This is a genomic window from Nocardia sp. CNS-044, from assembly GCF_059570515.1.
This window is the reverse complement of record NZ_JCANSX010000005.1, coordinates 757,855-783,555: the sequence shown is the minus strand read 5'-3', so window position 1 is coordinate 783,555 and position 25,701 is coordinate 757,855. Positions and strand designations below refer to the sequence as shown.

Annotated in this window: 27 protein-coding genes; 9 read left to right on the top strand and 18 right to left on the bottom strand. The window is 68.7% G+C overall.

Annotated features, from left to right (window positions below):
- Positions 1-39: 39 nt before the first annotated feature.
- The 5 genes from T333_RS04555 to T333_RS04535 form a co-directional block, all read right to left on the bottom strand.
- On the bottom strand, positions 40-489 hold the full coding sequence (locus T333_RS04555; protein ID WP_496423741.1) for a Fur family transcriptional regulator: 450 nt from the start codon (positions 487-489) through the stop codon (positions 40-42).
- Between the two features lie 66 nt (positions 490-555).
- On the bottom strand, positions 556-1,785 hold the full coding sequence (locus T333_RS04550) for an NAD(P)/FAD-dependent oxidoreductase (protein WP_496423740.1): 1,230 nt from the start codon (positions 1,783-1,785) through the stop codon (positions 556-558).
- A complete protein-coding gene (locus tag T333_RS04545; protein WP_097247683.1) occupies positions 1,782-1,967 on the bottom strand; it encodes a rubredoxin in 186 nt (61 codons plus the stop codon). The genes T333_RS04550 and T333_RS04545 overlap by 4 nt, the downstream gene beginning before the upstream one ends.
- A complete protein-coding gene (locus tag T333_RS04540) occupies positions 1,964-2,149 on the bottom strand; it encodes a rubredoxin (protein ID WP_354998001.1) in 186 nt (61 codons plus the stop codon). The genes T333_RS04545 and T333_RS04540 overlap by 4 nt, the downstream gene beginning before the upstream one ends.
- Positions 2,149-3,366: an alkane 1-monooxygenase gene (locus T333_RS04535; protein ID WP_357255731.1), complete on the bottom strand. Its 1,218-nt coding sequence runs from the start codon at positions 3,364-3,366 to the stop codon at positions 2,149-2,151. Before T333_RS04535 ends, T333_RS04540 begins: the two co-directional genes overlap by 1 nt.
- A 172-nt stretch (positions 3,367-3,538) precedes the next feature.
- On the opposite strand from T333_RS04535, the gene T333_RS04530 reads away from it, so the two are divergent.
- Positions 3,539-4,156 (top strand): TetR/AcrR family transcriptional regulator, encoded by a 618-nt coding sequence (locus T333_RS04530; protein ID WP_496423739.1) that lies wholly within the window; start codon positions 3,539-3,541, stop codon positions 4,154-4,156.
- A 19-nt stretch (positions 4,157-4,175) separates the two neighbouring features.
- Here T333_RS04530 and T333_RS04525 read toward each other — a convergent pair whose 3' ends face one another.
- Together T333_RS04525 and T333_RS04520 are read right to left on the bottom strand one after the other, a co-directional pair.
- Entirely contained in the window at positions 4,176-5,267 is a 1,092-nt protein-coding gene (locus T333_RS04525) for a tetratricopeptide repeat protein (RefSeq protein WP_496423738.1), read from the bottom strand.
- 13 nt (positions 5,268-5,280) lie between these two features.
- On the bottom strand, positions 5,281-6,657 hold the full coding sequence (locus T333_RS04520; protein WP_496423737.1) for an AAA family ATPase: 1,377 nt from the start codon (positions 6,655-6,657) through the stop codon (positions 5,281-5,283).
- Between the two features lie 415 nt (positions 6,658-7,072).
- Here T333_RS04520 and T333_RS04515 point away from each other — a divergent pair, with 415 nt between their 5' ends.
- Positions 7,073-8,311: an APC family permease gene (locus T333_RS04515; protein WP_496423736.1), complete on the top strand. Its 1,239-nt coding sequence runs from the start codon at positions 7,073-7,075 to the stop codon at positions 8,309-8,311.
- Between the two features lie 76 nt (positions 8,312-8,387).
- The gene (locus T333_RS04510; RefSeq protein ID WP_496423735.1) at positions 8,388-9,746 is read left to right on the top strand and encodes a serine hydrolase domain-containing protein; all 1,359 of its coding nucleotides are present in this window, start codon (positions 8,388-8,390) and stop codon (positions 9,744-9,746) included.
- A gap of 41 nt (positions 9,747-9,787) precedes the next feature.
- Here the strand turns inward: T333_RS04510 and T333_RS04505 are convergent, their stop codons facing one another.
- The 3 genes from T333_RS04505 to T333_RS04495 form a co-directional block, all read right to left on the bottom strand.
- Complete coding sequence (locus T333_RS04505) at positions 9,788-10,399, bottom strand: hypothetical protein (protein ID WP_496423734.1); 612 nt, start codon at positions 10,397-10,399, stop codon at positions 9,788-9,790.
- Positions 10,400-10,516: 117 nt separating this feature from the next.
- Complete coding sequence (locus T333_RS04500; RefSeq protein ID WP_496423733.1) at positions 10,517-11,551, bottom strand: aspartate-semialdehyde dehydrogenase; 1,035 nt, start codon at positions 11,549-11,551, stop codon at positions 10,517-10,519.
- A 3-nt stretch (positions 11,552-11,554) separates the two neighbouring features.
- The gene (locus T333_RS04495) at positions 11,555-12,820 is read right to left on the bottom strand and encodes an aspartate kinase (protein WP_354998010.1); all 1,266 of its coding nucleotides are present in this window, start codon (positions 12,818-12,820) and stop codon (positions 11,555-11,557) included.
- Between the two features lie 165 nt (positions 12,821-12,985).
- On the opposite strand from T333_RS04495, the gene T333_RS04490 reads away from it, so the two are divergent.
- Positions 12,986-13,396 carry a YjbQ family protein gene (locus T333_RS04490; RefSeq protein WP_357255745.1) on the top strand — a complete coding sequence of 137 codons (411 nt, stop codon included), beginning with the start codon at positions 12,986-12,988 and terminating at the stop codon, positions 13,394-13,396.
- 3 nt (positions 13,397-13,399) lie between these two features.
- Here the strand turns inward: T333_RS04490 and T333_RS04485 are convergent, their stop codons facing one another.
- Both T333_RS04485 and T333_RS04480 read right to left on the bottom strand, forming a co-directional pair.
- Positions 13,400-13,975 carry a dihydrofolate reductase family protein gene (locus tag T333_RS04485; RefSeq protein ID WP_354998012.1) on the bottom strand — a complete coding sequence of 192 codons (576 nt, stop codon included), beginning with the start codon at positions 13,973-13,975 and terminating at the stop codon, positions 13,400-13,402.
- A gap of 38 nt (positions 13,976-14,013) precedes the next feature.
- Positions 14,014-14,580 carry a dihydrofolate reductase family protein gene (locus T333_RS04480; protein WP_496423732.1) on the bottom strand — a complete coding sequence of 189 codons (567 nt, stop codon included), beginning with the start codon at positions 14,578-14,580 and terminating at the stop codon, positions 14,014-14,016.
- 72 nt (positions 14,581-14,652) lie between these two features.
- Here T333_RS04480 and T333_RS04475 point away from each other — a divergent pair, with 72 nt between their 5' ends.
- From T333_RS04475 to T333_RS04460, 4 genes are all read left to right on the top strand, one after another.
- Positions 14,653-15,225 (top strand): TetR/AcrR family transcriptional regulator, encoded by a 573-nt coding sequence (locus tag T333_RS04475; protein WP_354998014.1) that lies wholly within the window; start codon positions 14,653-14,655, stop codon positions 15,223-15,225.
- Positions 15,226-15,284: 59 nt separating this feature from the next.
- A complete protein-coding gene (locus T333_RS04470) occupies positions 15,285-15,470 on the top strand; it encodes a DUF1918 domain-containing protein (protein ID WP_354998015.1) in 186 nt (61 codons plus the stop codon).
- A 257-nt stretch (positions 15,471-15,727) separates the two neighbouring features.
- Positions 15,728-16,183 (top strand): SRPBCC family protein, encoded by a 456-nt coding sequence (locus tag T333_RS04465; protein ID WP_354998016.1) that lies wholly within the window; start codon positions 15,728-15,730, stop codon positions 16,181-16,183.
- A gap of 128 nt (positions 16,184-16,311) precedes the next feature.
- A complete protein-coding gene (locus T333_RS04460) occupies positions 16,312-17,526 on the top strand; it encodes a low temperature requirement protein A (RefSeq protein ID WP_357255750.1) in 1,215 nt (404 codons plus the stop codon).
- Between the two features lie 132 nt (positions 17,527-17,658).
- Here the strand turns inward: T333_RS04460 and T333_RS04455 are convergent, their stop codons facing one another.
- The 5 genes from T333_RS04455 to T333_RS04435 form a co-directional block, all read right to left on the bottom strand.
- Positions 17,659-18,507, bottom strand: coding sequence for an ion transporter (locus T333_RS04455; protein ID WP_496423731.1), 849 nt, complete (start codon positions 18,505-18,507; stop codon positions 17,659-17,661).
- A 91-nt stretch (positions 18,508-18,598) separates the two neighbouring features.
- A complete protein-coding gene (locus T333_RS04450) occupies positions 18,599-20,185 on the bottom strand; it encodes a GMC oxidoreductase (RefSeq protein WP_496423730.1) in 1,587 nt (528 codons plus the stop codon).
- A gap of 138 nt (positions 20,186-20,323) precedes the next feature.
- Complete coding sequence (locus T333_RS04445; protein WP_496423729.1) at positions 20,324-22,006, bottom strand: alpha/beta hydrolase; 1,683 nt, start codon at positions 22,004-22,006, stop codon at positions 20,324-20,326.
- Between the two features lie 87 nt (positions 22,007-22,093).
- Positions 22,094-22,273: a DUF1272 domain-containing protein gene (locus T333_RS04440; protein WP_357255756.1), complete on the bottom strand. Its 180-nt coding sequence runs from the start codon at positions 22,271-22,273 to the stop codon at positions 22,094-22,096.
- A gap of 22 nt (positions 22,274-22,295) precedes the next feature.
- Entirely contained in the window at positions 22,296-23,063 is a 768-nt protein-coding gene (locus tag T333_RS04435; RefSeq protein ID WP_354998022.1) for a sulfite exporter TauE/SafE family protein, read from the bottom strand.
- 267 nt (positions 23,064-23,330) lie between these two features.
- On the opposite strand from T333_RS04435, the gene leuA reads away from it, so the two are divergent.
- Positions 23,331-25,124, top strand: coding sequence for a 2-isopropylmalate synthase (gene leuA / locus T333_RS04430; protein ID WP_496423728.1), 1,794 nt, complete (start codon positions 23,331-23,333; stop codon positions 25,122-25,124).
- Positions 25,125-25,244: 120 nt separating this feature from the next.
- Here the strand turns inward: leuA and T333_RS04425 are convergent, their stop codons facing one another.
- Positions 25,245-25,601, bottom strand: coding sequence for a hypothetical protein (locus tag T333_RS04425; protein ID WP_496423727.1), 357 nt, complete (start codon positions 25,599-25,601; stop codon positions 25,245-25,247).
- Positions 25,602-25,701: the final 100 nt, after the last annotated feature.

Genomic DNA, 25,701 nt, shown 5'->3' with positions numbered 1-25,701 from the left:
GGGGGATGGGCGGGCCCGGGCTGACATGGTGGGCGGAGCTCAGTCCGCCGCGTCGGGCTGCCGCTCCCGCGAGCCGCAGGTCGGGCACAAGCCCCAGAACACGACCTCGGCCTCGTCGACGACGAAACCGTGATCGTTCAGCGGTCGCAGGCACGCGGCACTGCCAACGGCGCAGTCGACGTCGACGACGGTGCCGCAGCTCCGGCACACCAGGTGATGGTGGTTGTCGCCGATCCGGGTCTCGTACCGCGCGGGCGAGCCCGCCGGTTCGATCCGCCGCAGGATTCCGGCGCGCACACAGGCGTTCAGCACGTCGTAGACGGCCTGTGTGGACACCGAGCCCAGGGCCTCCCGGACCGTGGCAGCCACCCGGTCGGCGTCCGAATGCGGCCGGGCCGCGACCGCGTCCAGCACCGCGACCCGCGGGGCGGTTACCCGCAGGCCTGCCGCTCGCAGCAAGGCGCGAGGGTCGGTGTGGTTGGTGTGCATGAACCCATCATGGATGCTTTTCTGGAATGAGTCAAGAAAATGATCTATTCCAATTTTGTCGAAGGATCAGCGCCGCTCCGCGCGGTGCCGGGCGAGGAGTTCGGTGAGGTCCACCGATACGTCGGAGCACTCGACCGGGTCGAGGACCGCACCGTGGCCGATCAGCTCGCGGGCGGCACGGATGTCCGAGGGACGGGCGATGGCGACCGCGCCGACCAGGCGGCGATGGCGCAGCGCGAGGACGGTGAAGTTCGGCTCGGCGAGCGTGCCGCGCAGCACGAAGTCGTCGTCGTGCCGCAGACGTCCGGCGAACTGAAGGTTCAGACCGTACTGGGTGGACCAGCCCCACGAGACATCCTGGCGGACAGCGGGTTTGCCGAGCATTGCTCTCGCGGCGGCCGCGCCCTGCGCCAGCGCGCTGTTCCAGTGTTCGGTGCGTTCGTGAGCACCGAGTTCTGGGTCGAAGCGCCTGGCCGCGTCACCCGCGGCGTAGATTCCCGGCGCGGAGGTGCGGTAGTGCTCGTCGACGAGGATGCCGTCGTCGACCGACAGCCCCGCCACCTCCGCGAGAGCCGTGTCGGGGACCGAGCCGATGGCGACGAGCGCCACACCCGCCGTCCACTCGCGGCCGTCGTGCGCTGTCGCCGTCACGCCGCTCTCGTGACCCTCGACGCGCGTCAGCCGCACGTCGTCCAGGATCGCGACGCCGTTGTCCGCGTGCAGTTTTCGATAGAACGAGCCCACCGAGGGCGGGGCGACGCGGTCGAGCGGGGCCGAACCGGCGTGCACCACGGTCACCTCGGCGCCGAGCGAACGCGCCGTCGCCGCGACCTCGCAGCCGATCAGACCGCCGCCGACGATCAGCAGCGATCTACCCGCGTCGATCGCCGCGCGCAGCGGTTCGATGTCGGCGGCGCCGCGCAAGGTGCGCACGTTGCGCTGCGGCGCGGGCAGGGTGCGGGCGCGGGCGCCGGTCGCCAGCAGCAAGCGGTCGTAGCCGAGCGTTTCGCCGCCGGACAATGCCACCCGTCCGTTCTCGGTGTCGATGGTTTCGACCGTGACGCCGGTGCGCAGCTCGATGTCCTTGTCCCGCCAGGATTCCGGCGACTCGAGCAACGTCCTCCGCTCGACCGCGGTGCCCGCGAGCAGTTCCTTCGAGACCATGGGACGCCGGTACGGCAGGGAGTCCTCGGCGCCGACCAGGACGATGCGACCCGAAAACCCTTCGGCGCGCAGGGTCTTGGCCGCCGTTGCTCCGGCGACGCCCGCGCCGACGATCACGATCTGTTCGGTCATGCGCGACTGACCTCGACCATCTCGAAATCCGCTTTGGCCGCGCCGCAGTCGGGGCAGGACCAGTCGTCGGGAATGTCGTCCCAGCGGGTACCGGGCTCGATGCCGTCTTCGGGCCAGCCGAGCGCCTCGTCGTATTCGAAGCCGCACTGGACGCACTGGAAGAGTTTGTAATCGGTGTTCATCGCAAGTCTCCGGTTGTGAGGGACAGGTTTTCGAAGTCGGGCTTTTCCCGGACGCCGCAGTCGGGGCAGCACCAGTCCTCCGGCACCGCGGACCACGACGTTCCCGGCGGAAAGCCCTCGCGGGGCGCGCCCGCGCTCTCGTCGTAGGCGTACTCGCAGATCGGGCAGCGGTAGACGGCCATCACCGCACCCCGTACTTCGCCAGCACGCGGTCGCGCTTGCTCGGCTGGATGTTCACCCGGGTGATGTCGCCGCCGTAGTGCGCGAGCACCCGGTCGTCCATCACCTTGCGCCACAGCGGCGGCAGGTAGGCCAGGGTGATCATGCTGGCGTAGCCGCTCGGCAGGTTCGGGGCGCCGTCCATGCTGCGCAGGGTCTGGTAGCGCCGGGTCGGGTTGGCGTGGTGGTCGCTGTGGCGCTGGAGGTGGTACAGGAAGATGTTGGTGACGATGTGGTCGGAGTTCCAGCTGTGCTCCGGGGTGCAGCGCTCGTAGCGACCGCCCGGCGTCCGCCGCCGCAGCAGGCCGTAGTGCTCCAGGTAGTTCACGGTCTCCAGCAGCGAGAAGCCGTAGACGGCCTGAATGATCAGGAACGGCAGCACGATCGGGCCGAACACCGCGACCAGCGCGCCCCACAGCACCGCCGACATCAGCCAGGCGTTGAGCACGTCGTTGTGAATCGTCCACGGGCTCTTGCCCATTCGCGCCAGACGCGCTTTCTCCAACTCCCAAGACGAGCGCAAGCTGCCCCACACGCTGCGCGGCAGGAAGGCCCAGAACGTCTCGCCGAAACGGGCGCTGGCCGGGTCCTCGGGGGTCGCGACGCGCACGTGATGGCCACGGTTGTGCTCGATGTAGAAGTGGCCGTACCAGGTCTGGGCCAGGGTGATCTTGGACAGCCAGCGCTCGAGCTCGTCCTTCTTGTGGCCCAGTTCGTGCGCGGTGTTGATGCCGACGCCGCCCATCGTGCCGATGCTCAGCGCGAGGCCGATCTTGGAGATCAGGCCGAGTCCACCGTCGATACCGAGCCAGGACAGGTCGGTCGCCGTCCACAGGTAGCAGGCGAACACCAGGCTCAGCAGTTGCAGCGGGATGTAGGCGTAGGTGCAGTACCGGTAGTACTTGTCGTTCTCCAGCTGCTCCATCACCTCGTCGGGCGGGTTCTGCCCGTCGGGGCCGAAGAAGCGGTCCAGGAGCGGCAGCAGCACATAGACGAGCAGCGGGCCGATCCACCACCACACCGGCGCCACCGGCTGCAACCCGAATTGGTTGAACATCCAGACCAGCCAGGCCGCGAGAAACACGGCGGTGGGCGCGACCAGGCCGAACAGCCACAGATATCGCTTGCGATCCTGCCATTCCAGCGCCGGTGCCTGCGCTTCCGATCGCGATGTCGTCATTCTTCGTCTCCTCGTAGAACTCGCGCTTGCCCGGAAAAGCCGGAGTCGGCGCGGGCGATCTTGTGTGGTGTGGAGCACTTTACATATAGCGCCTCTGTGTCCAATTGGAATACACTTTGGCGTCTAGTGTCAATAGAACAGACAAATTAGGGTGCTGTGTACGATGGACGGCGTGCCCGAAGCGCCGAGATTTCAGTCCCAGATGCGGTTGCTGCTGCGCGAGCGGGTCATCGAGACCGCGCGCGAGCTGGTCTGCACCGAGGGGTGGGGCGCGGTGAACATGTCGCGGGTGGCCAAGGAGGTCGGCGTCAGCCGCCCGGTGCTCTACAAGGAGATCGGCACCAAGCAGGACCTCGCCGACCTCGTCCTCCAGCAGGAGCTGGAGACCTTCCTGGTCGGTATCGCCGACAGCCTCGCCGAGCACCCGACGGACGTGACCGCGGGGCTGACCGCCGCGGTCGACTTCACGCTGCGCACCGGTTCCGACAACGCACTGCTGAAGGCGGTGCTTTCCGGGCGCTCCACCGCCAACACCGAGCTGCTGCCGACGCTGATGACCGACCCCGAGCCGATTCTCGGCCGGGCGCTCGACGCGGTCGGCGCGGCAGTGCGGGCGCGATACGAGCTGGCCGACCTGTCCGAGGACGAACTCACGACGCGCACGGAGATCGTCATCCGGCTCACCCTCAGCCACCTCTTCCAGCCGCTGGGCCCGGTCGAGCGCGCGGTCGCCCAGGTCGCCGCGGTGCTCAGGGCGTTGTTCGCGCCGGTCGGAGCTCCGGCTTCCTGACGCAGCGCGATCCGTCGGCTCAGGGCACGCGGAGCGGGACCGTCCTCGGCGGCGGCTGAACAGGCGGTCGTGGCGGCGTGAGACCGGGCCGGGGGAAGCCCGATGGCCACGGATGCAGGGTCGGCGGGAAGCCCGACGGCCACGGTCGCGGGGTAGGCGGAAAATAAGGCGTGGGAATGTGTCCCGGGAAACGGTCTGTCGGCACCTGATGCGTCGGCGACCGGCGCGAGGGTTCCGTCTCGGGGTTGGAGCCCGCCGCGGCGAAGATCAGCCGCAGCACCAGAAAGGCGCCGAACACCAGCGACACCCAGATCCGCCAGTTCGAACGCGGCGTCTCCGGCAGGTACCGCACCTCGGGCGGCGCGGGCATGTACGGGGACGCAGACTCCGGCCGAACCAGCGATTCGGCCTGTTCGTCCACCGCAGCGAGAGTGGCGCGCACGAAATCGGCGCGGCTCGGATCCCACTGGGCGACAAGGCGCAGACCCCGCTCCCCCGCTTCCCAATCGCCGCGGTCCAGGTCGAGCAGCGCGAGTTCCTGGGTGGCGTCGACGTGCTCGGGTTGCAGCCGAAGCGCTTCGCGCAGCGCCGCTTCCGCGTCCGCGGCGGAGGAGCCGCCGCGCCGCAGGATGGAACCGCGGACGCGGTGCAGGTCGGCGTGGTCGGGGTCGATCTGGATCGCGCGGTCGATGGTCGCCAGCGCCGCGGCCGGGTCCGTCACCGACTGGACCCCCGCGAGCAGGCGCAGGTTCTCGACGTACTCCGGGTCGAGTTCCGCGCTGCGGGTGGCCGCGGCGAGCGCGCGATCGTAGTGCCGCTGCCGTTCCGCCGGGTCGTGCTCGGTCAGGTGCGCCAGTTCCTGTTCGGCCAGCGCCAGCACCCGCAGCGCGGACTGGTAGTCGGGGAACGCGGCCAGCGCGGCGGCGCTGTAGCCGATGGACTTCTCGTACTCGCCGGTGCGGAACCAGGCGTAGCCCATCAACATCAGCGCGTCGGCGTTGTCGGGTTCGCCCGCCAGCACCGCGCCGAGCTTCGCCTGCGCCGCCTCGATCCGGCCGAGGTCGATGAGCACCTTGGCCCGCGCGACCTCCTCGTGGGCGAAACTAGTCATGCCGCAGAGCTTTTCAGCGCATCTTCATCCGCTTCATGTACATCGCGAGCTCGTCGTAGCTGCCGTCGCCGTTGGCGAATTCCACCACGTTGCGCGCCGATTCGAACCACGCGCCCGCACTCGGCTTGATCTGGGCCATCGCGGCCTCCAGGTCGGCCATGCCGATCGGGCGGACGGCGCCAGTGCGGATCGATTCCGCCATCGCCAGCTGGGTGGCCGAGGTGCACACGTGCGCGAGGTCGGCGCCGGAGAACCCTTCGGTGCGCGCGGCGATCGCGCCGAGATCGATGCCCGCCACCGGACGCTCGCGCAGGTGGTAGTGCAGAATCGCCTTGCGCGCGGCGGGATCCGGCAGCGCGACCAGGATCATCCGGTCGAAGCGGCCCGGCCTGCGCAGCGCGACATCGATGTCCCACGGGTGGTTGGTCGCGCCGAGGATGTAGACGCCCTCGTTGTCGACGGTGGCCGAATCCATCTCGTTCAGCAGCTGATTCACCACGGTGCGCATGGCCGAGTTGCCCGACATCTGGCTGCGCTTGTGGCCGAGCGCGTCCACCTCGTCCAGGAAGAGCACGCACGGCGCGTTGCGCCGCGCCACCTCGAAGACGCTGTGCAGGTTGCGTTCGCTGGAACCGGTGTAGATGTCGAGGATGTCGGCGATCTCGATCGGATAGAAGTTCGCGCCGAGCTCGCCCGCCACCGCCGAGGCGATGAAGGTCTTGCCGCAGCCGGGCGGGCCGTACAGCAGCAGGCCGCCGCGCGCGGACGTGCCGAATGCCTTGGCCAGCTCCGGGTTTCGCAGCGGACCGAGCAGGGTGAGGTCGAGCTGGCGCTTGACCTCGTCCATGCCGCCGACGTCGGCGAGCGTCACCCGGCTGCGGGAGAACAACCCGGCGTCGGTGGACGCGGCGTATTCCGCTGGCCCGGGATCGATGAAGGCCGGGGCGATGATGTCGGAAACCTGGTCCTCGGCGGCGTCCCAGTCGTAGTCCGCGACCGATTCGGGGTTCGACGGCGCGGCGGGTTCGACGTCCGGAACTTGCCCATCGCGTGACGAGTCGGCGAGCGCATTCGGAACTCCATCGGGCGCAGCGGCATTGAAATCAGCCGACGCTGCCGTGCTCGACGCCGTGACATCGGAACCAGGCGCGCTGGGCGCGTGCGGCGTGGCAGCCGCGCCACCCGCGAGCGCCGCGGTGCACTGTTGCAGCAGCTCCACGGCCCGTGCGTTGCCTGGCTCCTGGGTCAGCGCGGCGCCGCACTGCGCGAGCGCCTCGGCGTGGCGGTCGCGCTCGGCGAGCAGTTCGATGACCCGCAATCGCAGCGCGAGCACATCGGGGCTTCGGTCCAGCGCGGCAAGCATTTCGACCAGCACCGGATCATCGGTCACGGCGGTTCCCCCGTTCGAGCACATGAATACCCCGCTGATCCTAATCGGTCACCGCCCGGAAACCTCGCGTCCTCGAGTCACGTCCCGCCCCGCACCGAGCGTGACGCACAACACATTTGGGCACTGGAATAGTTGCCGCCGGGCGCCGGTTGTAGCTCACCGTCGGCGTCCGGACAGCCCCGGGCCGCACCCTTCGTCGCTTCGAGCGACCACTCGCCGAGAGGCGCTTGTGGGACGTCGACACCCGAGTCGGGATGCTGGCGTGGCGTCCCGCTACTCGCCGCGGCGCCGCCAGGTTACCCCCCGACCTGGCGGCGTTTCGCATATCGGCGCTGCCCGGCACAGTCCATCGATGAACCGCTCGCCGCCGCGAAGTCGGTGAGACGCGTTCACCGAAATGGTCCAAGATGCTGCCATGACCTCAGGCGACGCGGCGCTGCACCGACGGCTGGGATTGGCCGACTCGGTGCTGATCGGTCTCGGCGCGATGATCGGCGCCGGGATCTTCGCCGCGCTCGCACCCGCCGCGGCGGCCGCGGGCTCCTGGCTGCTGCTCGCGCTGGCCATCGCCGCGTTGCTCGCGTACTGCAACGCGACGTCCTCGGCGCGACTCGCGGCGCGCTACCCGGTATCCGGCGGCACGTACGTCTACGGCCGGGAACGGCTCGGCCCGTTCTGGGGATACCTGGCCGGGTGGGCATTCGTTGCGGGCAAGACGGCCTCGTGCGCCGCGATGGCGCTCACCGTCGGCCACTACGCGTGGCCCGAGCAGGCCGAGGCGGTCGCCGTCGCGACGGTGCTCGCCATCACCGCGATCAACTACACCGGCGTGCAGAAGTCCGCGCTGGCCACCCGCGTCATCGTCGCGATCGTGCTCGCGGTGCTCGCGATGGTGGCGGTGATCGGACTGGCGGGCACGCACACCGCCGCCACGGCGCTGCCGGACCGGATCGGTCCACGCGGCGTGCTGGAGGCGGCCGGGCTGCTCTTCTTCGCGTTCGCCGGTTACGCCCGAATCGCCACCCTCGGCGAGGAGGTGCGCGAGCCGCGCCGCACCATTCCGCGCGCCATCATGATCGCGCTGGTCGTCGCGCTCGCGGTCTACGCCGTTGTCGCGGCCGCCGCACTCGCGGTGCTCGGCTCGTCCGGCTTGGCGGACGCGACCGACCCCTTGGCGCGAGTGGTTTCGGAAGCGGGCGCCCCCGCGCTGGCGCCGGTGGTGCGGATCGGCGCGGTGGTCGCGGCGGCGGGCTCACTGCTCGCGCTGATTCTCGGCGTCTCGCGCACGACGCTCGCCATGGCGCGCGACCGCCATCTTCCGCACGCCCTCGCCGCGGTGCATCCCCGCTTCGGGGTGCCACACCGGGCTGAGCTGGTCGTCGGCGCGGTGGTCGCCGTTGTCGCGGCGGGCTTCGATCTGCGTGCGGCCATTGGGTTCTCGTCGTTCACCGTGCTGGTCTACTACCTCGTCGCCAATGTCTCGGCGGGGACGCTGACCGCGGCGGAGGACCGCCCCGCGCGGTGGATTCCGGTGGTGGGAGCGCTCGGCTGCGTGGTCGTCGCGGCCGCGCTGCCGACGGCGTCGGTGCTCGTCGGACTCGCCGTCTTGGCACTCGGCGCGGCGCTCTACGCGGTGCCGCGCCGGGCACGCTGAGCCGCCGCGATTTTCGTGCCGCGCGCCGCCGCCTGTTGGCCCGTATGCGAAGGTCCGGCGCGCTAGCCTCTTGCCCATGGGGCGTTTCTGTGGATTCCTCGCCGGAATCGCGGCGGTTTCGCTGGTCGCGGGATGCCTTGCGGGCGCGACGGCCCAGGCGGCTCCGGCCGCTACCACGAAACAGGTTCGCTGCGAGGTCAGCTCCGGTCGGGAGCCGCAACGCGCGACTCCGGAGCAAGCCGGGTTCGACGCCGAACTGCTCGACGCCGCATTGGAGTTCGCCAGTGGCCGAAACCGCTTCAACATCCAGGTCTTTCGACACAACTGCCTGATCGGCGAAGGGCTGAAGAACGCGAAGTCCGACAACGTGGCGTGGAACGTCTGGAGTGTGACCAAGAGTGTGGTCTCGCTGCTCGCGGGCATCGCGTGGGATCGTGGCCTGCTCGACCTGAACGCCCCGGTCGACAGGTACCTGCCCCCGGGGCTCGGCGATTCCGCGCACCGAGCCATCCGGGTCGAGGACCTGCTCACCGAGACGTCGGGCATGACGGTGGGCGTGCTCACCGAGGGCATCACCGGAGTCGTCCCCATCGATCCACACAGCGCGGTGCAGGCGCTCGCTGTGCCGCTGGACAATCCGCCGGGCACCGTCTTCAGCTACAGCCAGCGCAACGTCGATCTGCTGACGTTCGTCATCGAACTGGCCATCGGCGAGCCGTTCCAGCAGTTCGCGCAGCGCGAGCTGTTCGACCCGCTCGGCATCCTCCGCACCGATTACTACTGGGCCAAGGACCGCGCCGGAAACACCTACGGCTACGCGCATCTGATGATCCCGCCGAACGACCTCGCCAAGCTGGGCCTGCTGGTGAGCAACGAAGGACGTTGGGGCACAGCACAACTCGTGTCCCAAGAGTATCTCCGGATGGCGCTGACGCCGTCACAGCCGAACCCGTGCTACGGCTACCTCTTCTGGCTCGGCCCCGACTGCGCGGAATCGCCCGCGTTCATGCCATCCGACATGTACATGATGGCCGGGCTGGGTTTGCAGAACGTCTTCGTGCTGCCCTCGCTCGATCTGATGGTGATGTGGACCGGCGTCTTCGGCAACGTCAGCAGCAAGGGCGTTTCCGGCATCTTGCAGAACACCGACGAACTGCCGTACGAGTTCTTCCGCATGCTCTTCGCCGCCATGCCCGAGAATCCCGTCCCCGATCCCGGCCCGTACGTCGAGCCGCCGATCCGCCTGGATCCGCGCCGCCTCGTCGACGCCGACCTGCTGCTCGCGGTCTTCGGCATCGGCCCGGCCGCGTATCCGGGCTGCAATGTCTTCTCCTGCTTGAACTACCAGCTCGCGCCTCCGTTCGCGGATATCCCCCCCGGTTGCTTCATCGTCGTCTGCCTCGGGCACGATCCCCGCACTCCCGGCATCCGCTGACCGACCACAGACCGTCCGTACCTCGCGCGGCACGGGTGGTCTCACCACATGTCGACGAGCATGCCCCAGCGTCGCGTGTCGGCTTCGTGCACCACCTCGCCCCAGTCGCGGAGGAGGCGTTCGAAAGTGGCGGGGTTGGTGATGCGGTGGCGGCTGCCGGTTTCGCGTTCCAGGTGGGGCCGTAGGTCGGAGAGTCGGGGAGCGATGCGGCCCCAGAGGTTGGCGAGGGTGGCCAAGTGCGCCGGAGAGTGCGCGAGCCACGTGGTGGGCTGGATGGTGTCGCTGTGCGGACGCCACGGGTGGTGGGCGGCGGGTTCGACGGGCAGCTCGGCGCCGTAGAGGCCGCGTAGGAACAGGTCGGTGTCGGCGATCAGCTCGGCCGTTTCGGTCGGCGCGTCCCACGGCACGAAGAGGCGGGCTTCGCGCCAGACGGCTTCGAATTCCGAATGCAGCGCGGCGGAGCTGTAGGCGTGGAAACGGTATTCGGCGATCCAGTGCTCGGCGCTGTCCAGCCAGCGCAGGCCGATCGGGTACCGCTGGCGATGGTCTTCGTCGGGCCAGTCCAGGTCGGCGAACCGGCGCGGCGCCCGCTCGGTCACCGTCCGCGCCAGCCGCGGCCAGTCCGCGATGTGCACGGCGACATATGAACCCACCGGCCACACCTCTCCACGCCGAACTCGCCTACCGGAGGGATTGTGCCAGCCCCGGATACGACGACCGGGCCGACCCGATCCTGCGGCGGATCGGACGGCCCGGTTCGACGAGCGAACTCAGCGGTCGCTGAGCAGCACCTCGGCGATCTGGATGGTGTTCAGCGCCGCGCCCTTGCGCAGGTTGTCACCGGAGACGAACAGCGCGAGACCGCGACCGTCCGGCGCACCGGGATCCTGGCGGATGCGGCCGACCAGCGACTCGTCGGCGCCCGCGGCCTGCAACGGTGTCGGCACGTCGACCAGCTTCACACCGGGCGCGTCGGCGAGCAGCTCCTTGGCCCGCGCCACCGACAGCGGGTCGGCGAACTCGGCGTTGATGGACAACGAGTGCCCGGTGAAGACCGGAACCCGCACGCAGGTGCCGCTCACCAGCAGCTCGGGGAGGCCGAGGATCTTGCGGCTCTCGTTGCGCAGCTTCTGATCCTCGTCGGTCTCGCCGGACTCGTCGTCGACCAGCGAACCGGCCAGCGGGATCACGTCGAAGGCGATCGGCGCGACGTACTTGTTCGGCGCGGGGAACGCCACGGCGCTGCCGTCGTGCACCAGCTTCTCGGCGTCGTCGATCACCGCGCGCACCTGCGAGGCCAGCTCGTCCACACCGGCCAGGCCGGAACCGGAGACCGCCTGGTAGCTGGAGACGACGAGCCTGGTCAGGCCCGCCTCGTCGTGCAGCGGCTTGAGCACCGGCATCGCGGCCATGGTGGTGCAGTTCGGGTTGGCGATGATGCCCTTGACCAGGTTGCGGGTCGCCTCCGGGTTGACCTCGCTGACCACCAGCGGAACCTCGGGGTCCTTGCGCCATGCCGACGAGTTGTCGATGACGGTGACGCCCGCCGCCGCGAACCGCGGTGCCTGCACGCGGGACATGGTGGCGCCCGCGGAGAACAGCGCGATGTCCAGGCCGGACGGGTCGGCGGTCTCGGTGTCCTCGACCACGATCTCGCCGCCGCGCCACGGCAGCTTCTTGCCCGCCGAGCGCGCGGACGCGAAGAACCGCACCTCGTCGGCCGGGAAGTCGCGCTCCTCCAGCAGCTTGCGCATGACGGCGCCGACCTGCCCGGTCGCGCCGACGACTCCGACTCGAATACCCATGTGTTATCGCCCCGTTCCGGCGTGCACCACGGCCACCTCGTCGCCGCCGAGATCGAAGGCGCGGTGCAGCACCTTCACGGCGTCGTCCAGCTCGGTGTCCTTGACCAGGACCGAGATCCGGATCTCGGAGGTGGAGATCAGGTCGATGTTGATGCCCGCGTCGGCCAGCGCCTCGCAGAACGTGGCGGTGACGCCCGGGTGGCTCTTCATGCCCGCGCCGACCAGCGACACCTTGCCGATGTGGTCGTCGTAGAGGACCTGGGAGAAGCCGATCTCGCCCTGGCGCTTGGTGAGCATCTCGACGGCGCGCGCGCCCTCGGTCTTGGGCAGCGTGAAAGTGATGTCGGTCTTGCCGGTCTCCACCTTGGAGATGTTCTGCAGGACCATGTCGATGTTGATCTCGGCGTCGGCGATGGCACGGAACACCTTGGCGGCGAATCCCGGTTCGTCCGACAGACCGACCACGGTCACCTTGGCCTCGCTGCGGTCGTGCGCGACGCCAGTGAGGATTGCTTTCTCCAAGGGGATGTCCTCCATCGATCCGTAAACGTAGGTGCCCTGCTTGTCGGTGTAGGACGAGCGCACATGCACGGGCACGTTGTAGCGGCGCGCGTACTCGACGCAGCGCAGCATCAGCACTTTGGAGCCGCAGGCCGCCATCTCCAGCATCTCCTCGTAGGAGACCTGCTCGAGCTTCTGCGCGTCGGAGACGATGCGCGGGTCGGCGGTGAAGACGCCGTCCACATCGGTGTAGATCTCGCAGACGTCGGCTTCCAGCGCCGCGGCCAGCGCGACCGCGGTGGTGTCGGAGCCGCCGCGACCGAGCGTGGTGACGTCCTTGCTGTCCTGGCTGACGCCCTGGAAACCGGCGACCAGCACGATGGTGCCCTCGTCCAGGGCTTCGCGCAGGCGGCTCGGGGTGACGTCGATGATCTTCGCGTTGCCGTGCGCGCCGGTGGTGATCACACCCGCCTGCGAGCCGGTGAACGAACGCGCCTCGGCGCCGAGCGAGTGGATCGCCATGGCGACGAGCGCGTTGGAGATGCGCTCGCCGGAGGTGAGCAGCATGTCCATCTCGCGGGCGGGCGGCGCGGGCGCCACCTGCTGGGCGAGGTCGAGGAGTTCGTCGGTCGTGTCACCCATCGCCGAGCAGACGACCACCACGTCGTGGCCTTGCTTCTTGGTCTCGACGATCCGTTCAGCGACGCGCCGGATACGCTCGGCGGTAGCGACCGAGGATCCTCCGTACTTCTGAACAACGAGAGCCACGACTGGGTCCTCCAAGATCGACAATCAGCTGGTAACAGCCACCAACAGTACCGGCCGCCGTCCACGGGATTCGTGGCTACCTCCCCGAGCTGTGCAAAAGCACACACGTGCGGGAACTCTCGAATGATCATCCGCGCGGCGTCGCGAACCGGGAATGATGGGGCCATGGAGAGCTCACTGATCGCGGTCACCACGGGCCGCCACGAGGTGGTGCACGACATCACGCCGCAGTGCGCCGAGTTCGCCGGAACGGCAGGTGGCGACGGGCTGCTGCACGTCTTCGTGCCGCACGCCACAGCCGGTATCGCCATCATCGAACTGGGCGCGGGCAGCGACGACGACCTGCTCGCCGCGCTGGGCGATCTGCTGCCCGCCGACGACCGGTGGCGGCACGCGCACGGCTCGCGGGGGCACGGGCGTTCGCACGTCATGCCCGCGATGATCGCGCCCTATGCCACGGTGCCGGTCGTCGGCGGGAAGTTGATGCTCGGCACCTGGCAGTCGATCGCCATGGTCGACCTGAACGTGGACAATCCCGACCGCCAGGTGCGCCTGTCCTTCCTCACCGCCGCCTGATCGTCACGCCTTGGTCAACCAGGTGACCTGGGTGCCGTTACCGAACTCCTGCCGCCGCGTCGGGGCGAACAGCGTCGGCCGGAACGGCCCGTCGAACGCGCGGACGCCCGCACCGGCGGTGACCGGATAGCTCTTGACGACGAGTTCATCGATCTCCTCGACGAGCGCGCCCGCGAGCTTGCCGCCACCGGCCAGCCAGATGTCCATGCCGTCCTCCTGCTTCAACCGGCGGACCAGACCCGCCGGATCGCCGTCGACCAGCTCGACCGTGGGGTCTTCGATCCGGCCGAGCGTGCTGGAAACGACGTACTGCCGCATATGCGAGTACGGGCTGGTGATGCCGACGGCCAAGGCGGGCTCGTAGGTGCCGCGGCCCATCACCAGCGTGTCGAACTTCTTGGATGGCGCGTCGGCCGGGAGACCGAAATGCGGACGTGCGTGCGTCGGCAAGGTCTCCGGGTACTCGGCGGCGAGCCATTCGGCGAAGTCCGGCGCTATCGGAAAGAACTCGATGCCGCCGTCTGGACCGGCGATGTAACCGTCGAGGCTCATGCCGACGAAGTAGACGAGCTTTCGCATGGGGATCCTGCTTTCTGGGGAAGGTTCGGTCGGGCGCTTCAGGCGCGGCTGTACCAGGTGACCTGGGCGTTGTTGCTGAATTCCAGGCGCCGGGCGGGGGTGAACAGCGTCGGGGTGAACGCACCCGCGAAGGCCGGGATGCCGCTGCCCGCGACGACCGGGTAGCTCTTGATGATCAGTTCGTCGATCTCGTCGGCCAACTGGGCCGCGAGATTGCCGCCACCGCACAGCCAGATGTCGAGGCCATCGGCTTGCTTCAGCTGCCGCACCAAGGCGACCGGGTCGCCCGCCACGATTTCGACGGCCGGGTCGCCGCTCGGGCCGAGGCTGCTGGAGATGACGTACTGCTTCAGGTGCGCGTAGGGGTTGGCGATCCCACCGGCTTCGTAGGTGCCGCGCCCCATCAGAACCGTGTCCCAGTTCTTGTTCGGCGTATCCACCGGCATCCCCGTGAGCGCTCGGATCGAAGTCGGCATCGGCTCCGGGTAGTGCGCATTGATCCAGGCGGACATGTCGTCCGCGAGCGGATAGAAGTCGAACTCCCCGCCGGGGCCCGCGATGTATCCGTCCAGCGAGACGGCGACGTAATAGACAAGCTTTCGCATTGGACCACCTGACATGTTGTACTCTGCTTGTAGTGATTTGAACTGTAGTACTACGAATGGAGTGGTGTCAACATGCGGACGAACCCGGAGCGGCGACAGGCGCTCATCGATGCGGCGATCGAGGTTCTGGCGGACGAGGGCGCGCGCGGCCTCACCTTCCGCGCGGTGGACAAACGGGCCGCGGTCCCGGCGGGCACGGCGTCGAACTACTTCGCCAATCGCGACGACCTGATGACCCAGGTGGGCAGCCGCTTCTACGAGCGGCTGCAACCGAGCGAGGAGACCATGGCCAAGGTGACCGAGGGGCCGCGTACCCGCGCCAACATCACCGAGCTGATGAAAGACATCGTCGCGCGCATCGAGGCGTTCCGCACCGGCTACCTCGCCATGCTGGAACTGCGCCTGGAAGCCACTCGCCGACCGGAGCTGCGCGCGGTGCTCACCGAACGGGTGCGCGAGGATCTCGACTTCAATGTGCGCAACCACCTGGAGTCCGGCCAGCCCGGCGATGCCGACACCGTCCGCCTGCTCTATCTGACGCTGAACTGGCTGATCGTGGACCGCATGACGCTGCCCGACATCTTCACCGAGGAACAGAGCATGCACCTGATCGAGACGGCGGTCGAACGACTCGTCCGCGACTGAACCCGCGCGAATTCGCCGGAACCTTGTGACACGCGTCACGCCCATCCGATAATGGACCGATGATGGCGAACGTTGGAGACCGACTGCACGTGCACGGACACGTGGTGGGGGAAGGTGATCGCCAAGGCGAGATCATCGAGGTCCGCGGATCGGACGGCGGTCCGCCCTACATGGTTCGTTTCACGGACGGACACGAATCCCTGGTGTATCCCGGACCTGACGCGACGATCGAGCACCCCGAGTGATCGCCCGTAAAGGCGCCTGAACCGCGCTGCCCCGCCCAAGGGACGAACAGGCCCGCCGATTCCCGGCGGGTCGCCGACCCGACCACCGCGAATAGCGTCCGAATACATCGCTGCCACGGCCGACCCGAAAGTCGTTCCGGCCCTCGCTGATATCTACTCGCCAGTAGCACCGCGCACCATAGACCTCGTTGTTGACGAATGGGAAGAGCGCTGTGCAGAATCGGCGAGTTGATCCACCGGGGGGCGGAGGTACAGGCATGCGCACGAAAACCGATATCCGCTTCACCGTCGAGGTAAGTCCGGCTCACGTTCTCGACGCTTTGGCGGCGATCGAAATGCTGCCGGAATGGTCGATGTATCAGGACGCGCGCGTGGCCACTCGCGACGAATACGGCAGGCCGCACCGCGTTTACGTCACCGCCGACGTGCTCGGCAGCTCCGATTTGCAGGTGCTCGAATACGAATGGACCGAGAACCGCGCGTCCTGGCAGGTCGTGGACAGCTCGCGCGGGATCGGCGGCGGCGGCTGGTTCGAGGTCTCCGACGGCGCGGACGGCACGAACGTCTGGTACCACTCCGAGTTGCAATCCCGTCTCCCGCTGCCCGGCCTGCTGATGAAACGCACCGTGCAACGCTGGAATGAAACAGTCGTGCAGAACTTCATCGAATTCGCGGAAAGCTACCCGGAAGCCGAGAGTTTTCATTCCGTATAGCGAGTGCGCATAATTCGCGATATAGCGAGCGCGCATAATTCCGGGCGCCGATGACGCCCTGAGCGAAAGCACGGTCGCGCCTTGTTTCCGGGCCGCGCCGAACCGGCGCGGGTGCGACGATGGGCACCATGATCGGTACCAAACGGGTTCGGTTCCAACCGATGGCCGAAGGCGCCTCGGTGACCCAGCTCGAGTTGTTCTTCGACCTCGTCCTAGTTTTCGCGTTCACCATGGTGACCGCCCTCGCGGCCGGGGACACCAGCGCCGAGAACATCGTGCGCGCGCTGCTGGTGCTCGCGGTCATGTGGTGGGTGTGGATCGCCTACGCGTGGGTGGGCAATGTGGTCCGCGCCGACGAAGGCATCACCAGGATCGCGATGTTCTTCGCGATGGGTGGTGCGTTCCTCGCCGCGCTGACCATCCCGGAAGCCTTCGACGACCTGGACGGCGGCTGGTTCGGCCCGCTCGTCTTCGCGATCGCCTACCTGCTCGTTCGACTGGTGCACCTATGGGTCTTCCTGCTGGCCAGCGCCGAGGACGCGCAACTGCGCGGGCAGGTGGTGCGATGGGGGCTCGGTTCGATCGCCATCGGCACCACCCTGCTGGTGATCGCCGCGATGACCGACGGCGCGGTGCAGATCGGGCTGTGGCTCGCGGCGATCGTCGGCGACATGCTGTGGACGATGTTCGCCGGTGAGGATTGGCGGCTCAACTCGGCGACCCACTTCGCCGAACGGCACGGGCTGATCATCATCGTCGCGCTCGGCGAATCGATCGTCTCGATCGGCATCGGCGTGGCCGGACTGCCGATCTCCTGGCCGATCGCGCTCGCCTCGATGCTCGGGCTCGCGGTCTCCGGCCTGCTGTGGTGGGCCTACTTCGACGTCGCCGCGCTCTCGGTGGAACACGAACTGAAACGCGCCGAGGGCGAACGCCAGATCAAGATCGCCCGCAATTGCTATACGTATTGGCACTTTCCGATGGTCGTTGGCATCATCGCGCTCTCGCTCGGGCTGAAGAAGGTGCTCTACTACGTCGGCGACTCGTCCCATCACACGCTGACGGACGCGCTCTACGGCATCCCGCTCTACGCGCTGTACGGCGGCGTGGTGATCTACCTGCTCGCACTGGTCGGCTTCAAGCACTACGCGACCCGGATGGTGTCCGTGCAGCGAGTGGTCGCCGCGGTCGTGCTGCTCGCCCTCACCCCGCTGGCGTGCGCGCTGCCCGCGCTGGCCTCGCTGGCCATCCTGTTCGTGGTGCTCGGCGGGCTGATTCTCTGGGAGACCATCCGCTACGCGCGGCCGCGCGACGAGATCCGGCACGGGGCGCACGCCGAGTGAGCCACACAGCCGGAGCGGTCCGCCGATAGTCCGCACGGCCGAAAGGAAGGCGCGGGTACGCAAACGCGCAGAGCCGGAGCGAAGGCGCAGGTACGCAAAACGATCACGGCCGGAACGAAGACTGAGGCACGCCTACGGCAGCGGTTTGTCGTCGGCCAGCAGGTAGCGCACCGTGTGCTCGTGCCGCGTCGGGCCGTAGGCGGACGGCTCGACGCGCACGCCGTCGCGCACCGCCTGCCGGATCTGCTCCACGTTCTCCCTGATCATGTCCGAGACCAGCTCGTCGGTGCGCGGATCGGCGAGGACCTGGAACACGATGCGGAAGCTGGTGTCGGCGATCAGCCGGATGATGTCGTCGTGGAACGGGATGTAGCGGACCTTCCCGGCCTGCGGATCCTTTTTGATCAGCTCCAGGATCATCTCGTCCATCTCCACGCGGTTCTCCTCCAGCGCGGCGGCGATGTTGCGGGTGTAGTGCCCGGTGCGCAGCACATGCGCCACCTCGTCGAGCACCGCGATGGTCATCGGCCGCCGGATGACGTCGACGATGGTCTTGACGAACCGGTTGACCACCGCCGCGGTCACCCGATCGCCGAAGACCCGGTCGGCGACCCTGGCCAGCCGCACCAGGATCACCACGAGCCGCAGCAGCCGGAATCCGCGGAACAACGGGTTCGCCACCGGGATCATGCCGATGACCTCGTACCAGTAGACGAACGGGAACGTCCACGGCCAGCCCGCCCTGCGCCAGCGCCACAGGAACTCCACGGCGAACACCGCGCAGATCGCGTAGTCGACGATCACGATCGTCCGATAGGTGCGGTCGGACACCGTGAAGAAGGTGATCCACACGACCAGCCCCACCGAGATCACCGCGAGCGCGAGCATCACGAAATCGGTCCACAGCGCGGGCGGTTTACGCGGGTACTCGTTCGCGTACGGTGCCTGCGCGAAGTCCGATGTTGTGGTGGGGACTGTCACGGAAAGAATCCCTTCGACGCCGACGTCCCCGCCGAGCGTAATCGGCCCGCCGCCCGAAAACGGCCGACCGGACATGGTTCTCGGCGAATCCTCAGCGGCCGGAGCGGATGATCTCCTCGATGTTGCGCTCGGCCAACGCGGTGATCGTCAGCGAGGGATTCACCGCGCCCGCGCTGCCCGGCATCGCCGCGCCGTCCATCACGTACAGACCCGGATGCCCGTGCACCCGGCCGTAGCCGTCGGTGGCCGAGCCGAGCACCGCGCCGCCCAGCGGGTGCGCGGTGAACAGGGCGTTCGCGTCGTAGCCGAGCGCGCCGTATTCCACGAGCGCGTCGGCGCGTTCGGCGATGCGGCGATCGACGGCGCGCGCGGCGGCGACCACCTCGTCGCGATTGCGCGTCGACCAGGACAGCCCCACCGAGTCGCTGGCCCGGTCGTAGCCGAACCGGCTGCGCGTCGGGTCGAGCACCATGCCGAGCGAGGCGAGCGCGCCCGTCTCGAACGGGATGCCGGGGATGTACCAGTTCTCCAGCGTGACCGGCACGGTCGACTCGTCGAGGATGCGGCTCGCGCTCGGCACGCCCTGGCCGAATCCGGCCACCGAGCTGGCGCCGCGCGCGAGCACCACGTCGCCGTTGGTGCCCCAGCCCTCGCCGATGTGCTCGTTGAGATCCGGCAGCGCTCCGGTGGCCCTGGCGCGCACGAGCAGTTCGGAGGTGCCGATCGAACCCGCGCCGAGGAAGAGCCGGTCGCAGGTGAGTGTCCGGGTGCCCAGCACCTCGCCGGTCGGCGCGAGCTTGCTGATGCGCACCGCGTAGCGACCGCCGGACTCCTTGCCGATGGCGTCGACGCGGTGCCCGGGGAACACCGCCGACTTGCCGGTCTGCTGGGCGTAGCGCAGGTAGTTCTGGTTGAGGTCGAACTTCGCGCCGTTCGAGTTGCCGAGATTGCTGCGCGCCACCGTCGCCGACGGCCGCGTGGTGCCCGCCAGCTCGCCGCGCAGGATGTCCCAGGTGAAGATCGAATCGTTGGGCAGCGGGTGGTATCCGGCCTTGCGCACCTGGTCGTCCCAGGCGCGGGAGTGCGCGAACGGGGCCGAGGCGTAGATGTCGGCCGGAATCGGGTCCAGCCGCAACATCTGGCGCACCCGCGGGTAGTAGACGCGCTCGAGCTCGTCGTAGGCCACCGAACCGCGGAAGACCTCGTCGAAGAAGCGGCGCTCCGGCGCGATCATCGCGCCCGAGAAGATCACCGAGCCGCCGCCGACCGCCGCCGCCCGCCACACATCGATGCCGGCGTATTCGGTGCAGTCGAGCACGCCGCCGAACTTGGCGAAATGCATCGGAACCTTGGTGACGCCGGTGAAATCGGTGCGGTGCCAGAAGCCGCGGCCGTCGGGGAGGTCGTCGCCGGTGAAGATCTCCCGCCACGGGTCGTTGGGCCAGCGCGATCCACGCTCCAGCACGGTGTTCGCGACGCCCGCCTCGGCGAGCCGCAGCGCGGTAACGGCGGCGCCGAAACCGGAGCCGATGACGATAGCGGGCGAATGCTCGGGCGGATCGGGAAGTGGCGCAAAGATTTCCGGCACCCAGTTCTGGAACATCGTGTGCCAGACGGGGTCGGCCGCGGCGGGCCGCGAGTCGAGCGTCGAACCAACAGCGCCGAAAAGCGCTGCCAAACCCGCCGCCTTGAAAAAGGCGCGTCTGTGCACCAGGCCACCTCCCTCATCACGCATGGCCGAGCGCAGAATAGCGCGCCTGAGCGGGAGTGGGCTATCTACTGTGAAACGTCACGGCCCGACCGGAGGCAGCGTGGGTCAGGACGCGAACGGCTGCCGATCGGCGGCGCAGGTGGCGCCGGGCGCGGGCAATCGCAGGTCGACGAGGTAGCGCTCGCGCAGTCGCCGCACGCAGTCGCCGTCCGGGTCGTGGCCGTAGCCGTCGGCCACCACCACCAGCCTGGCGTTGACCAGCTCCTGCTGCGCGCGCTTGGCGAAGGTCAGCGGCGTCACCGGGTCGAAGCGGTTGTTCAGCAGCAGCGCGGGTTTGTCGGAGCCGAGCGTCCACGGGCCGGTGTGGCGCTGCGGGTAGCCGTCCTCCGGTGCGGGCCACGTCGCGCACGGCTGGTGCATGGCGAGCCAGAACGGGCCGAAAAGTGGTTCGGCGGAAGCGGTCTCGCGGGCGAGAACGGGCCAGTCGGCGGCCCGCCAACCCGCGCTCTGGTCGGCGCAGGTGATCGCGGTGAAGGCGTCCAGGAAGTCGTATCCGGGCGCGCCCGCCGCCAGGATCTCGCGCACCTTCGCCGGATCGCCCGCTGGTCCGCGTTCCAGTTCGATGAGCAGTTCGGCGAGGGCGGGCCAGCCGCGCTCCGGGCTGTAGAGCAGCAGCGCGTGCGCCTGCACGACCTCGCTGTAGCGCACCGGCAACGCGTGCTCGCCCGCGCCGACCGTGATCGGGCCTTGGCGCAGCCGCTCGAGCAGGGCGTTGTCCCTGGCGCGCAACCGATCCGCCCCGGCGTCGGCGGGCTCGAGGGTGGTGGTCTCGACGCGCTCGGGCGCGGCGCTGCCCGCCTTCTCGGCCCGCTCCGGCGGTGTGGCGGGACCGGTCAGGTCGGACCGCTCGGGGCCACCGGCGAAGGCGCACTTCGTCTTTTCCGCCTCGGCGCACAGCCGCAGGAACTCCGCGTGGATCTCCGTGGTGCCGGCGGCGGTATCGATGACCGAGGCGCGGACGTCGTCGGTGTAGACCTTCGGGTCGATCATCGAGGACAGCTGAAGGGCGCGCACGCGCTTGCCGAACAACGCGCCGTACACCTGCCCGAGATAGCTGGCGTAGGACCCGCCGGTGTAGGTCAGTCGCTCCTCGCCGACCGCGCGCCGCAGCAGGTCCATGTCCCTGGCCGCGTCGACCGTGGTGAGGTGCCCGAGCAATTCGCCGCTGTGCTTCGCGCACCCCTCCGCGAGCGTGCGCGCGGCCTGCTCGGCGGCGCGCTCCTGCTCGGCGTTCGCGGGCGGCAGCAGCGTGGCGTCCCAGAACCGGCGCTGTTGCTCGTCGCTGTCGAAACAGCGCACCGCGGCGCTGCGGCCGATCCCGCGCTGGTCGAAAGTGATCACGTCGAAGCGCTCGCGGAGCTCACCCTCGGCCAGCTCGCCCTGCCGCGCCCAGTCGAGGCCGGAGCCGCCGGGCCCGCCGACGGCGGTGAACAGGGTGCCTATACGGCGCTCGGGATCGGTGGCGAGCTGCCGGACCACCGCGATTTCGATGGTCTTGCCCTCGGGCTCGGCGTAGTTCAGCGGTACCGCGGCGGTCGCGCATTCGAAGCCGCTGAGATCGGCGTCGGCGCAGGGCCGCCAGTCGAGGCGCGGCGTCGGCGCCGCGTCGGCCTGCCGGACCAGCTCCGAGACGGCCGACGCCTGCTGAACCGCGGTGCACGCGGTCAGCACCGGCGCCGCCGCCGCGACCAGGATCAGCACGAACTTCCACCTACGCACGGTGACCATCCTGTGCCGTCGGCACCGCGCGCGTCGTCATCCTTTGTGACGAATTCGTCCCTGAGATCGCCGAGATCGCTTCCGGTCCTTGCCGTCTCATCGCGCGGTCCGCCGCGGCCGCGCCACCAGCTCGCCTGAACAGTTCGGGCACACGCCGCCCATGGCGCGCCCGCACGCCGCGCAGAACGTGCACTCGTAGCTACAGATCACCGCGGGACCGTCCGCGACGAGCGCCGCATCGCAGCGCTCGCACGCCGTACGCATCTCCAGCGCCATGGTTCTCCTCTCGCGGCACGGATCAGGACGTCAGCAGCCGCACGACCGCGATGCTGCCCACCACCACGATGACCGCGCGGAGCATGGTGGGCGACAACCGCCTGCCGTAGTGGGCGCCGAGCTGGCCGCCGATGATCGAGCCGATCGCGATCATCGCCACCGCCTGCCAGTCCACCTCGGCGACCACGATGAAGATCACCGCCGAGACCGCGTTGACGATGAGCGCCAGCACGTTCTTCACGCCGTTGAGCCGCTGGAGCTCGTCGTGCACGAAGATGCCGAGCAGGCCGATCAGCAGCACGCCTTGGGCCGCGCCGAAGTAGCCGCCGTAGATACCGGTCCCGTACACCGCCGCGAGCAGGATCGGCCCGCCGTGCTCCGGAACGGTCCCGTTGTCGTTCTCGCGCCGCCGCTTGACCCAGGCCGCGAGCCGCGGCTGCACCACCACCAGGATCAGCGCCACGATGATCAGCGCGGGCACGATCGCCTTGAACGCCGCGGCGGGCAGCACCAGCAGCAGCACCGCGCCGGTGATGCCGCCGAGCAGCGAGGCCGTGCCGAGCTGGAGCAGCCGGGAACGTTGACCGGCGAGTTCGCGCCGGTAGCCGATGACGCCGCTGATCGAACCGGGCACCAGGCCGATGGTGTTCGACACATTCGCGGTGACCGGCGGCAGCCCGAAGGCCAGCAGCACCGGGAAGGTGATCAAGGTGCCGGAGCCGACGATCGTGTTGATTCCGCCCGCGGCGATGCCCGCCCCGAAGACGGCGAGTAGTTCGAGCCAAGTCATCCGATACGTTCCTTAGACGTCCCGTCGGACCCGCGGCCCGTACAAGCGTTCAGTTCTTCCAGGCACGCTATCGGCAGCCCCGCATACCACGCGCAATCGGACCGGGCTTCCAGCGCCGCGCCGCGACACGCTAAACTCGGGAGAATCATGCAGCGGGCACTTCTTCTCGGCCGCCGCGACGGGGTCTGATCGGACCGGCTCCCGTCGCGGGGTTTCGCCTGCCGGTCGCCCCATAATCGGGAAACCCCCACACCATGGAGAACACGCATGTCCCCTGCTGACGCCTACGTTTCCGGCTCGCGCACCATCACCGCTCCGAGCAAGGCCGCGCCAGCCGACCAGCCCAGATGGAACAAGCAGAAGAACTCCTCGATGCCGACATTCCGGTATCGGCCGTTCGCCGAGGAAGTCGAGCCGATCACCCTGCCCGACCGCACCTGGCCGGACAAGATCATCGACCGCGCCCCCGGCTGGTGCGCCGTGGATTTGCGCGACGGCAACCAAGCACTGATCGATCCGATGAGCCCCGCGCGTAAGCGCCGCATGTTCGACCTGCTGGTGCGGATGGGCTACAAGGAGATCGAGGTCGGCTTCCCGTCGGCCAGCCAGACCGACTTCGACTTCGTCCGCGAGATCATCGAGGACGGCGCCATCCCGGACGACGTCACCATCCAGGTGCTGACGCAGTGCCGCCCCGAGCTGATCGAACGCACCTTCGAGGCCTGCGCGGGCGCGGGCAGCGTCATCGTGCACTTCTACAACTCCACCTCCATCCTGCAGCGGCGCGTGGTCTTCCGCGCCGAGCGCGACGCGGTCAAGAAGATCGCCACCGACGCCGCGAAGCTGTGCCTGGAGGTCGAGCAGCGCTACCCCGACACCAACTGGCGCTACGAGTACAGCCCGGAGTCCTACACCGGCACCGAGCTGGAGTACGCGCGCGAGGTGTGCGACGCGGTCTCCGAGATCATCGCGCCGACCTCCGAGAAGCCGCTGATCATCAACCTGCCCGCCACCGTCGAGATGGCGACGCCCAACGTCTACGCCGACTCCATCGAGTGGATGAGCCGCAACCTGGCCCGCCGCGACTCGATCGTGCTGTCCCTGCACCCGCACAACGACCGCGGCACCGCGGTCGCCGCGGCCGAGCTGGGCTACCAGGCCGGCGCCGACCGCATCGAGGGCTGCCTGTTCGGCAACGGTGAGCGCACCGGCAACGTCTGCCTGGTGACGCTGGGCATGAACATGTTCTCGCGCGGCGTCGACCCGCAGATCAACTTCTCCGACATCGACGAGATCCGCCGCACCGTGGAGTACTGCAACCAGCTGCCGGTGCACGAGCGCCACCCGTACGGCGGCGACCTGGTCTACACCGCGTTCTCCGGCAGCCACCAGGACGCCATCAACAAGGGCCTGGACGCGATGAAGGCCGCGGCCGACGCGCAGGACGCCGACGTGTCCGACATCGTGTGGGAGGTGCCCTACCTGCCGATCGACCCGAAGGACGTCGGCCGCACCTACGAGGCGGTCATCCGGGTCAACTCGCAGTCCGGCAAGGGCGGCGTCGCCTACATCATGAAGACCGATCACGGCCTGGTGCTGCCGCGGCGCCTGCAGATCGAGTTCTCCCAGGCGATCCAGCGGATCACCGACGGCGAGGGCGGCGAGGTCACGCCGAAGGAGATGTGGGACGTCTTCCACGAGGAGTACCTGGCGCCGGTCCGGCCGCTGGAGCGGATCCGGCAGAAGGTCACCGCGTCCGAGACCGACGGCGGGGTGGACTCCATCACCGCCGTGGTGAAGGTGGACGGCGTCGAGCAGGAGGTCAGCGGCAACGGCAACGGACCGCTCGCCGCGTTCGTCGACGCCATCGCGACCGTAGGCTACGACGTGCGGGTGCTGGACTACTCCGAGCACGCCATGTCGGCGGGCGACGACGCGCAGGCCGCCGCCTACGTGGAGGTCGCCATCGGCGACAAGGTGGTCTGGGGCGTCGGCATCGCCACCTCGATCACCACTGCTTCGCTGCGCGCGGTCGTCTCCGCGGTCAACCGCGCAAGCTGACGCGTCCGACGTGGCCGGGGTCTTCGTGCTCCGGCCACGTCATCAGTGCGTCGCCGCGTGACTGTAGGTCGCCGAATCGCCGCACGCGCCGGTTCGATCGACGCGCGCTCGGCGGCGTCGTCACCAGCGCCACTGGATGTAGCCGTCCAGGAAATCCAGCGAATACGTCTGGTGCTCAGTCCCGTCCGCGGTGACGATCGTCCATACCGCCGATTCGCAGTGCCGCACATCGGCATCCGACAGCCCGAGACGCGCCTGCTCGCGCGCGTATCCCGCGTCGTATTCGTCGTCCGTCAGCAACTCGGCGTGCTCGCGCGACCATCGCTCCAGCGCACCCGCGCTATCGAATCTCTCGTAGTCGTCCAGGTTGTCCGCGTGCAGCTCGCCGGTGGCCCACGGCGTCTCGTAGCCGTAGCGGACGATCGTGGCGAAAGGTTTGCCGTCACAGCGCAGTAGCATCGGCGGCTCGAAGATCATCGCGCCAGGCTATGGCCGCTGCCCAGCCGGGCACAGCCTGCGCGCGGGTTTGCTCACCTGCTAGCGTTGGTTTGCACTCAAGCGCCGAGCTCTCTGCTCG

What these genes read in the sequence shown, in the direction of transcription:
- T333_RS04555 (WP_496423741.1), bottom strand. Translation starts at nt 489, where the DNA reads ATGCACACCAACCACACCGACCCTCGCGCCTTGCTGCGAGCGGCAGGC.
- T333_RS04550 (WP_496423740.1), bottom strand. Translation starts at nt 1,785, where the DNA reads ATGACCGAACAGATCGTGATCGTCGGCGCGGGCGTCGCCGGAGCAACG.
- T333_RS04545 (WP_097247683.1), bottom strand. Translation starts at nt 1,967, where the DNA reads ATGAACACCGATTACAAACTCTTCCAGTGCGTCCAGTGCGGCTTCGAA.
- T333_RS04540 (WP_354998001.1), bottom strand. Translation starts at nt 2,149, where the DNA reads ATGGCCGTCTACCGCTGCCCGATCTGCGAGTACGCCTACGACGAGAGC.
- T333_RS04535 (WP_357255731.1), bottom strand. Translation starts at nt 3,366, where the DNA reads ATGACGACATCGCGATCGGAAGCGCAGGCACCGGCGCTGGAATGGCAG.
- T333_RS04525 (WP_496423738.1), bottom strand. Translation starts at nt 5,267, where the DNA reads ATGACTAGTTTCGCCCACGAGGAGGTCGCGCGGGCCAAGGTGCTCATC.
- T333_RS04515 (WP_496423736.1), top strand. Translation starts at nt 7,073, where the DNA reads ATGACCTCAGGCGACGCGGCGCTGCACCGACGGCTGGGATTGGCCGAC.
- T333_RS04510 (WP_496423735.1), top strand. Translation starts at nt 8,388, where the DNA reads ATGGGGCGTTTCTGTGGATTCCTCGCCGGAATCGCGGCGGTTTCGCTG.
- T333_RS04500 (WP_496423733.1), bottom strand. Translation starts at nt 11,551, where the DNA reads ATGGGTATTCGAGTCGGAGTCGTCGGCGCGACCGGGCAGGTCGGCGCC.
- T333_RS04490 (WP_357255745.1), top strand. Translation starts at nt 12,986, where the DNA reads ATGGAGAGCTCACTGATCGCGGTCACCACGGGCCGCCACGAGGTGGTG.
- T333_RS04485 (WP_354998012.1), bottom strand. Translation starts at nt 13,975, where the DNA reads ATGCGAAAGCTCGTCTACTTCGTCGGCATGAGCCTCGACGGTTACATC.
- T333_RS04480 (WP_496423732.1), bottom strand. Translation starts at nt 14,580, where the DNA reads ATGCGAAAGCTTGTCTATTACGTCGCCGTCTCGCTGGACGGATACATC.
- T333_RS04475 (WP_354998014.1), top strand. Translation starts at nt 14,653, where the DNA reads ATGCGGACGAACCCGGAGCGGCGACAGGCGCTCATCGATGCGGCGATC.
- T333_RS04470 (WP_354998015.1), top strand. Translation starts at nt 15,285, where the DNA reads ATGATGGCGAACGTTGGAGACCGACTGCACGTGCACGGACACGTGGTG.
- T333_RS04465 (WP_354998016.1), top strand. Translation starts at nt 15,728, where the DNA reads ATGCGCACGAAAACCGATATCCGCTTCACCGTCGAGGTAAGTCCGGCT.
- T333_RS04460 (WP_357255750.1), top strand. Translation starts at nt 16,312, where the DNA reads ATGATCGGTACCAAACGGGTTCGGTTCCAACCGATGGCCGAAGGCGCC.
- T333_RS04445 (WP_496423729.1), bottom strand. Translation starts at nt 22,006, where the DNA reads ATGGTCACCGTGCGTAGGTGGAAGTTCGTGCTGATCCTGGTCGCGGCG.
- T333_RS04440 (WP_357255756.1), bottom strand. Translation starts at nt 22,273, where the DNA reads ATGGCGCTGGAGATGCGTACGGCGTGCGAGCGCTGCGATGCGGCGCTC.
- T333_RS04435 (WP_354998022.1), bottom strand. Translation starts at nt 23,063, where the DNA reads ATGACTTGGCTCGAACTACTCGCCGTCTTCGGGGCGGGCATCGCCGCG.
- leuA (WP_496423728.1), top strand. Translation starts at nt 23,331, where the DNA reads ATGTCCCCTGCTGACGCCTACGTTTCCGGCTCGCGCACCATCACCGCT.
- T333_RS04425 (WP_496423727.1), bottom strand. Translation starts at nt 25,601, where the DNA reads ATGATCTTCGAGCCGCCGATGCTACTGCGCTGTGACGGCAAACCTTTC.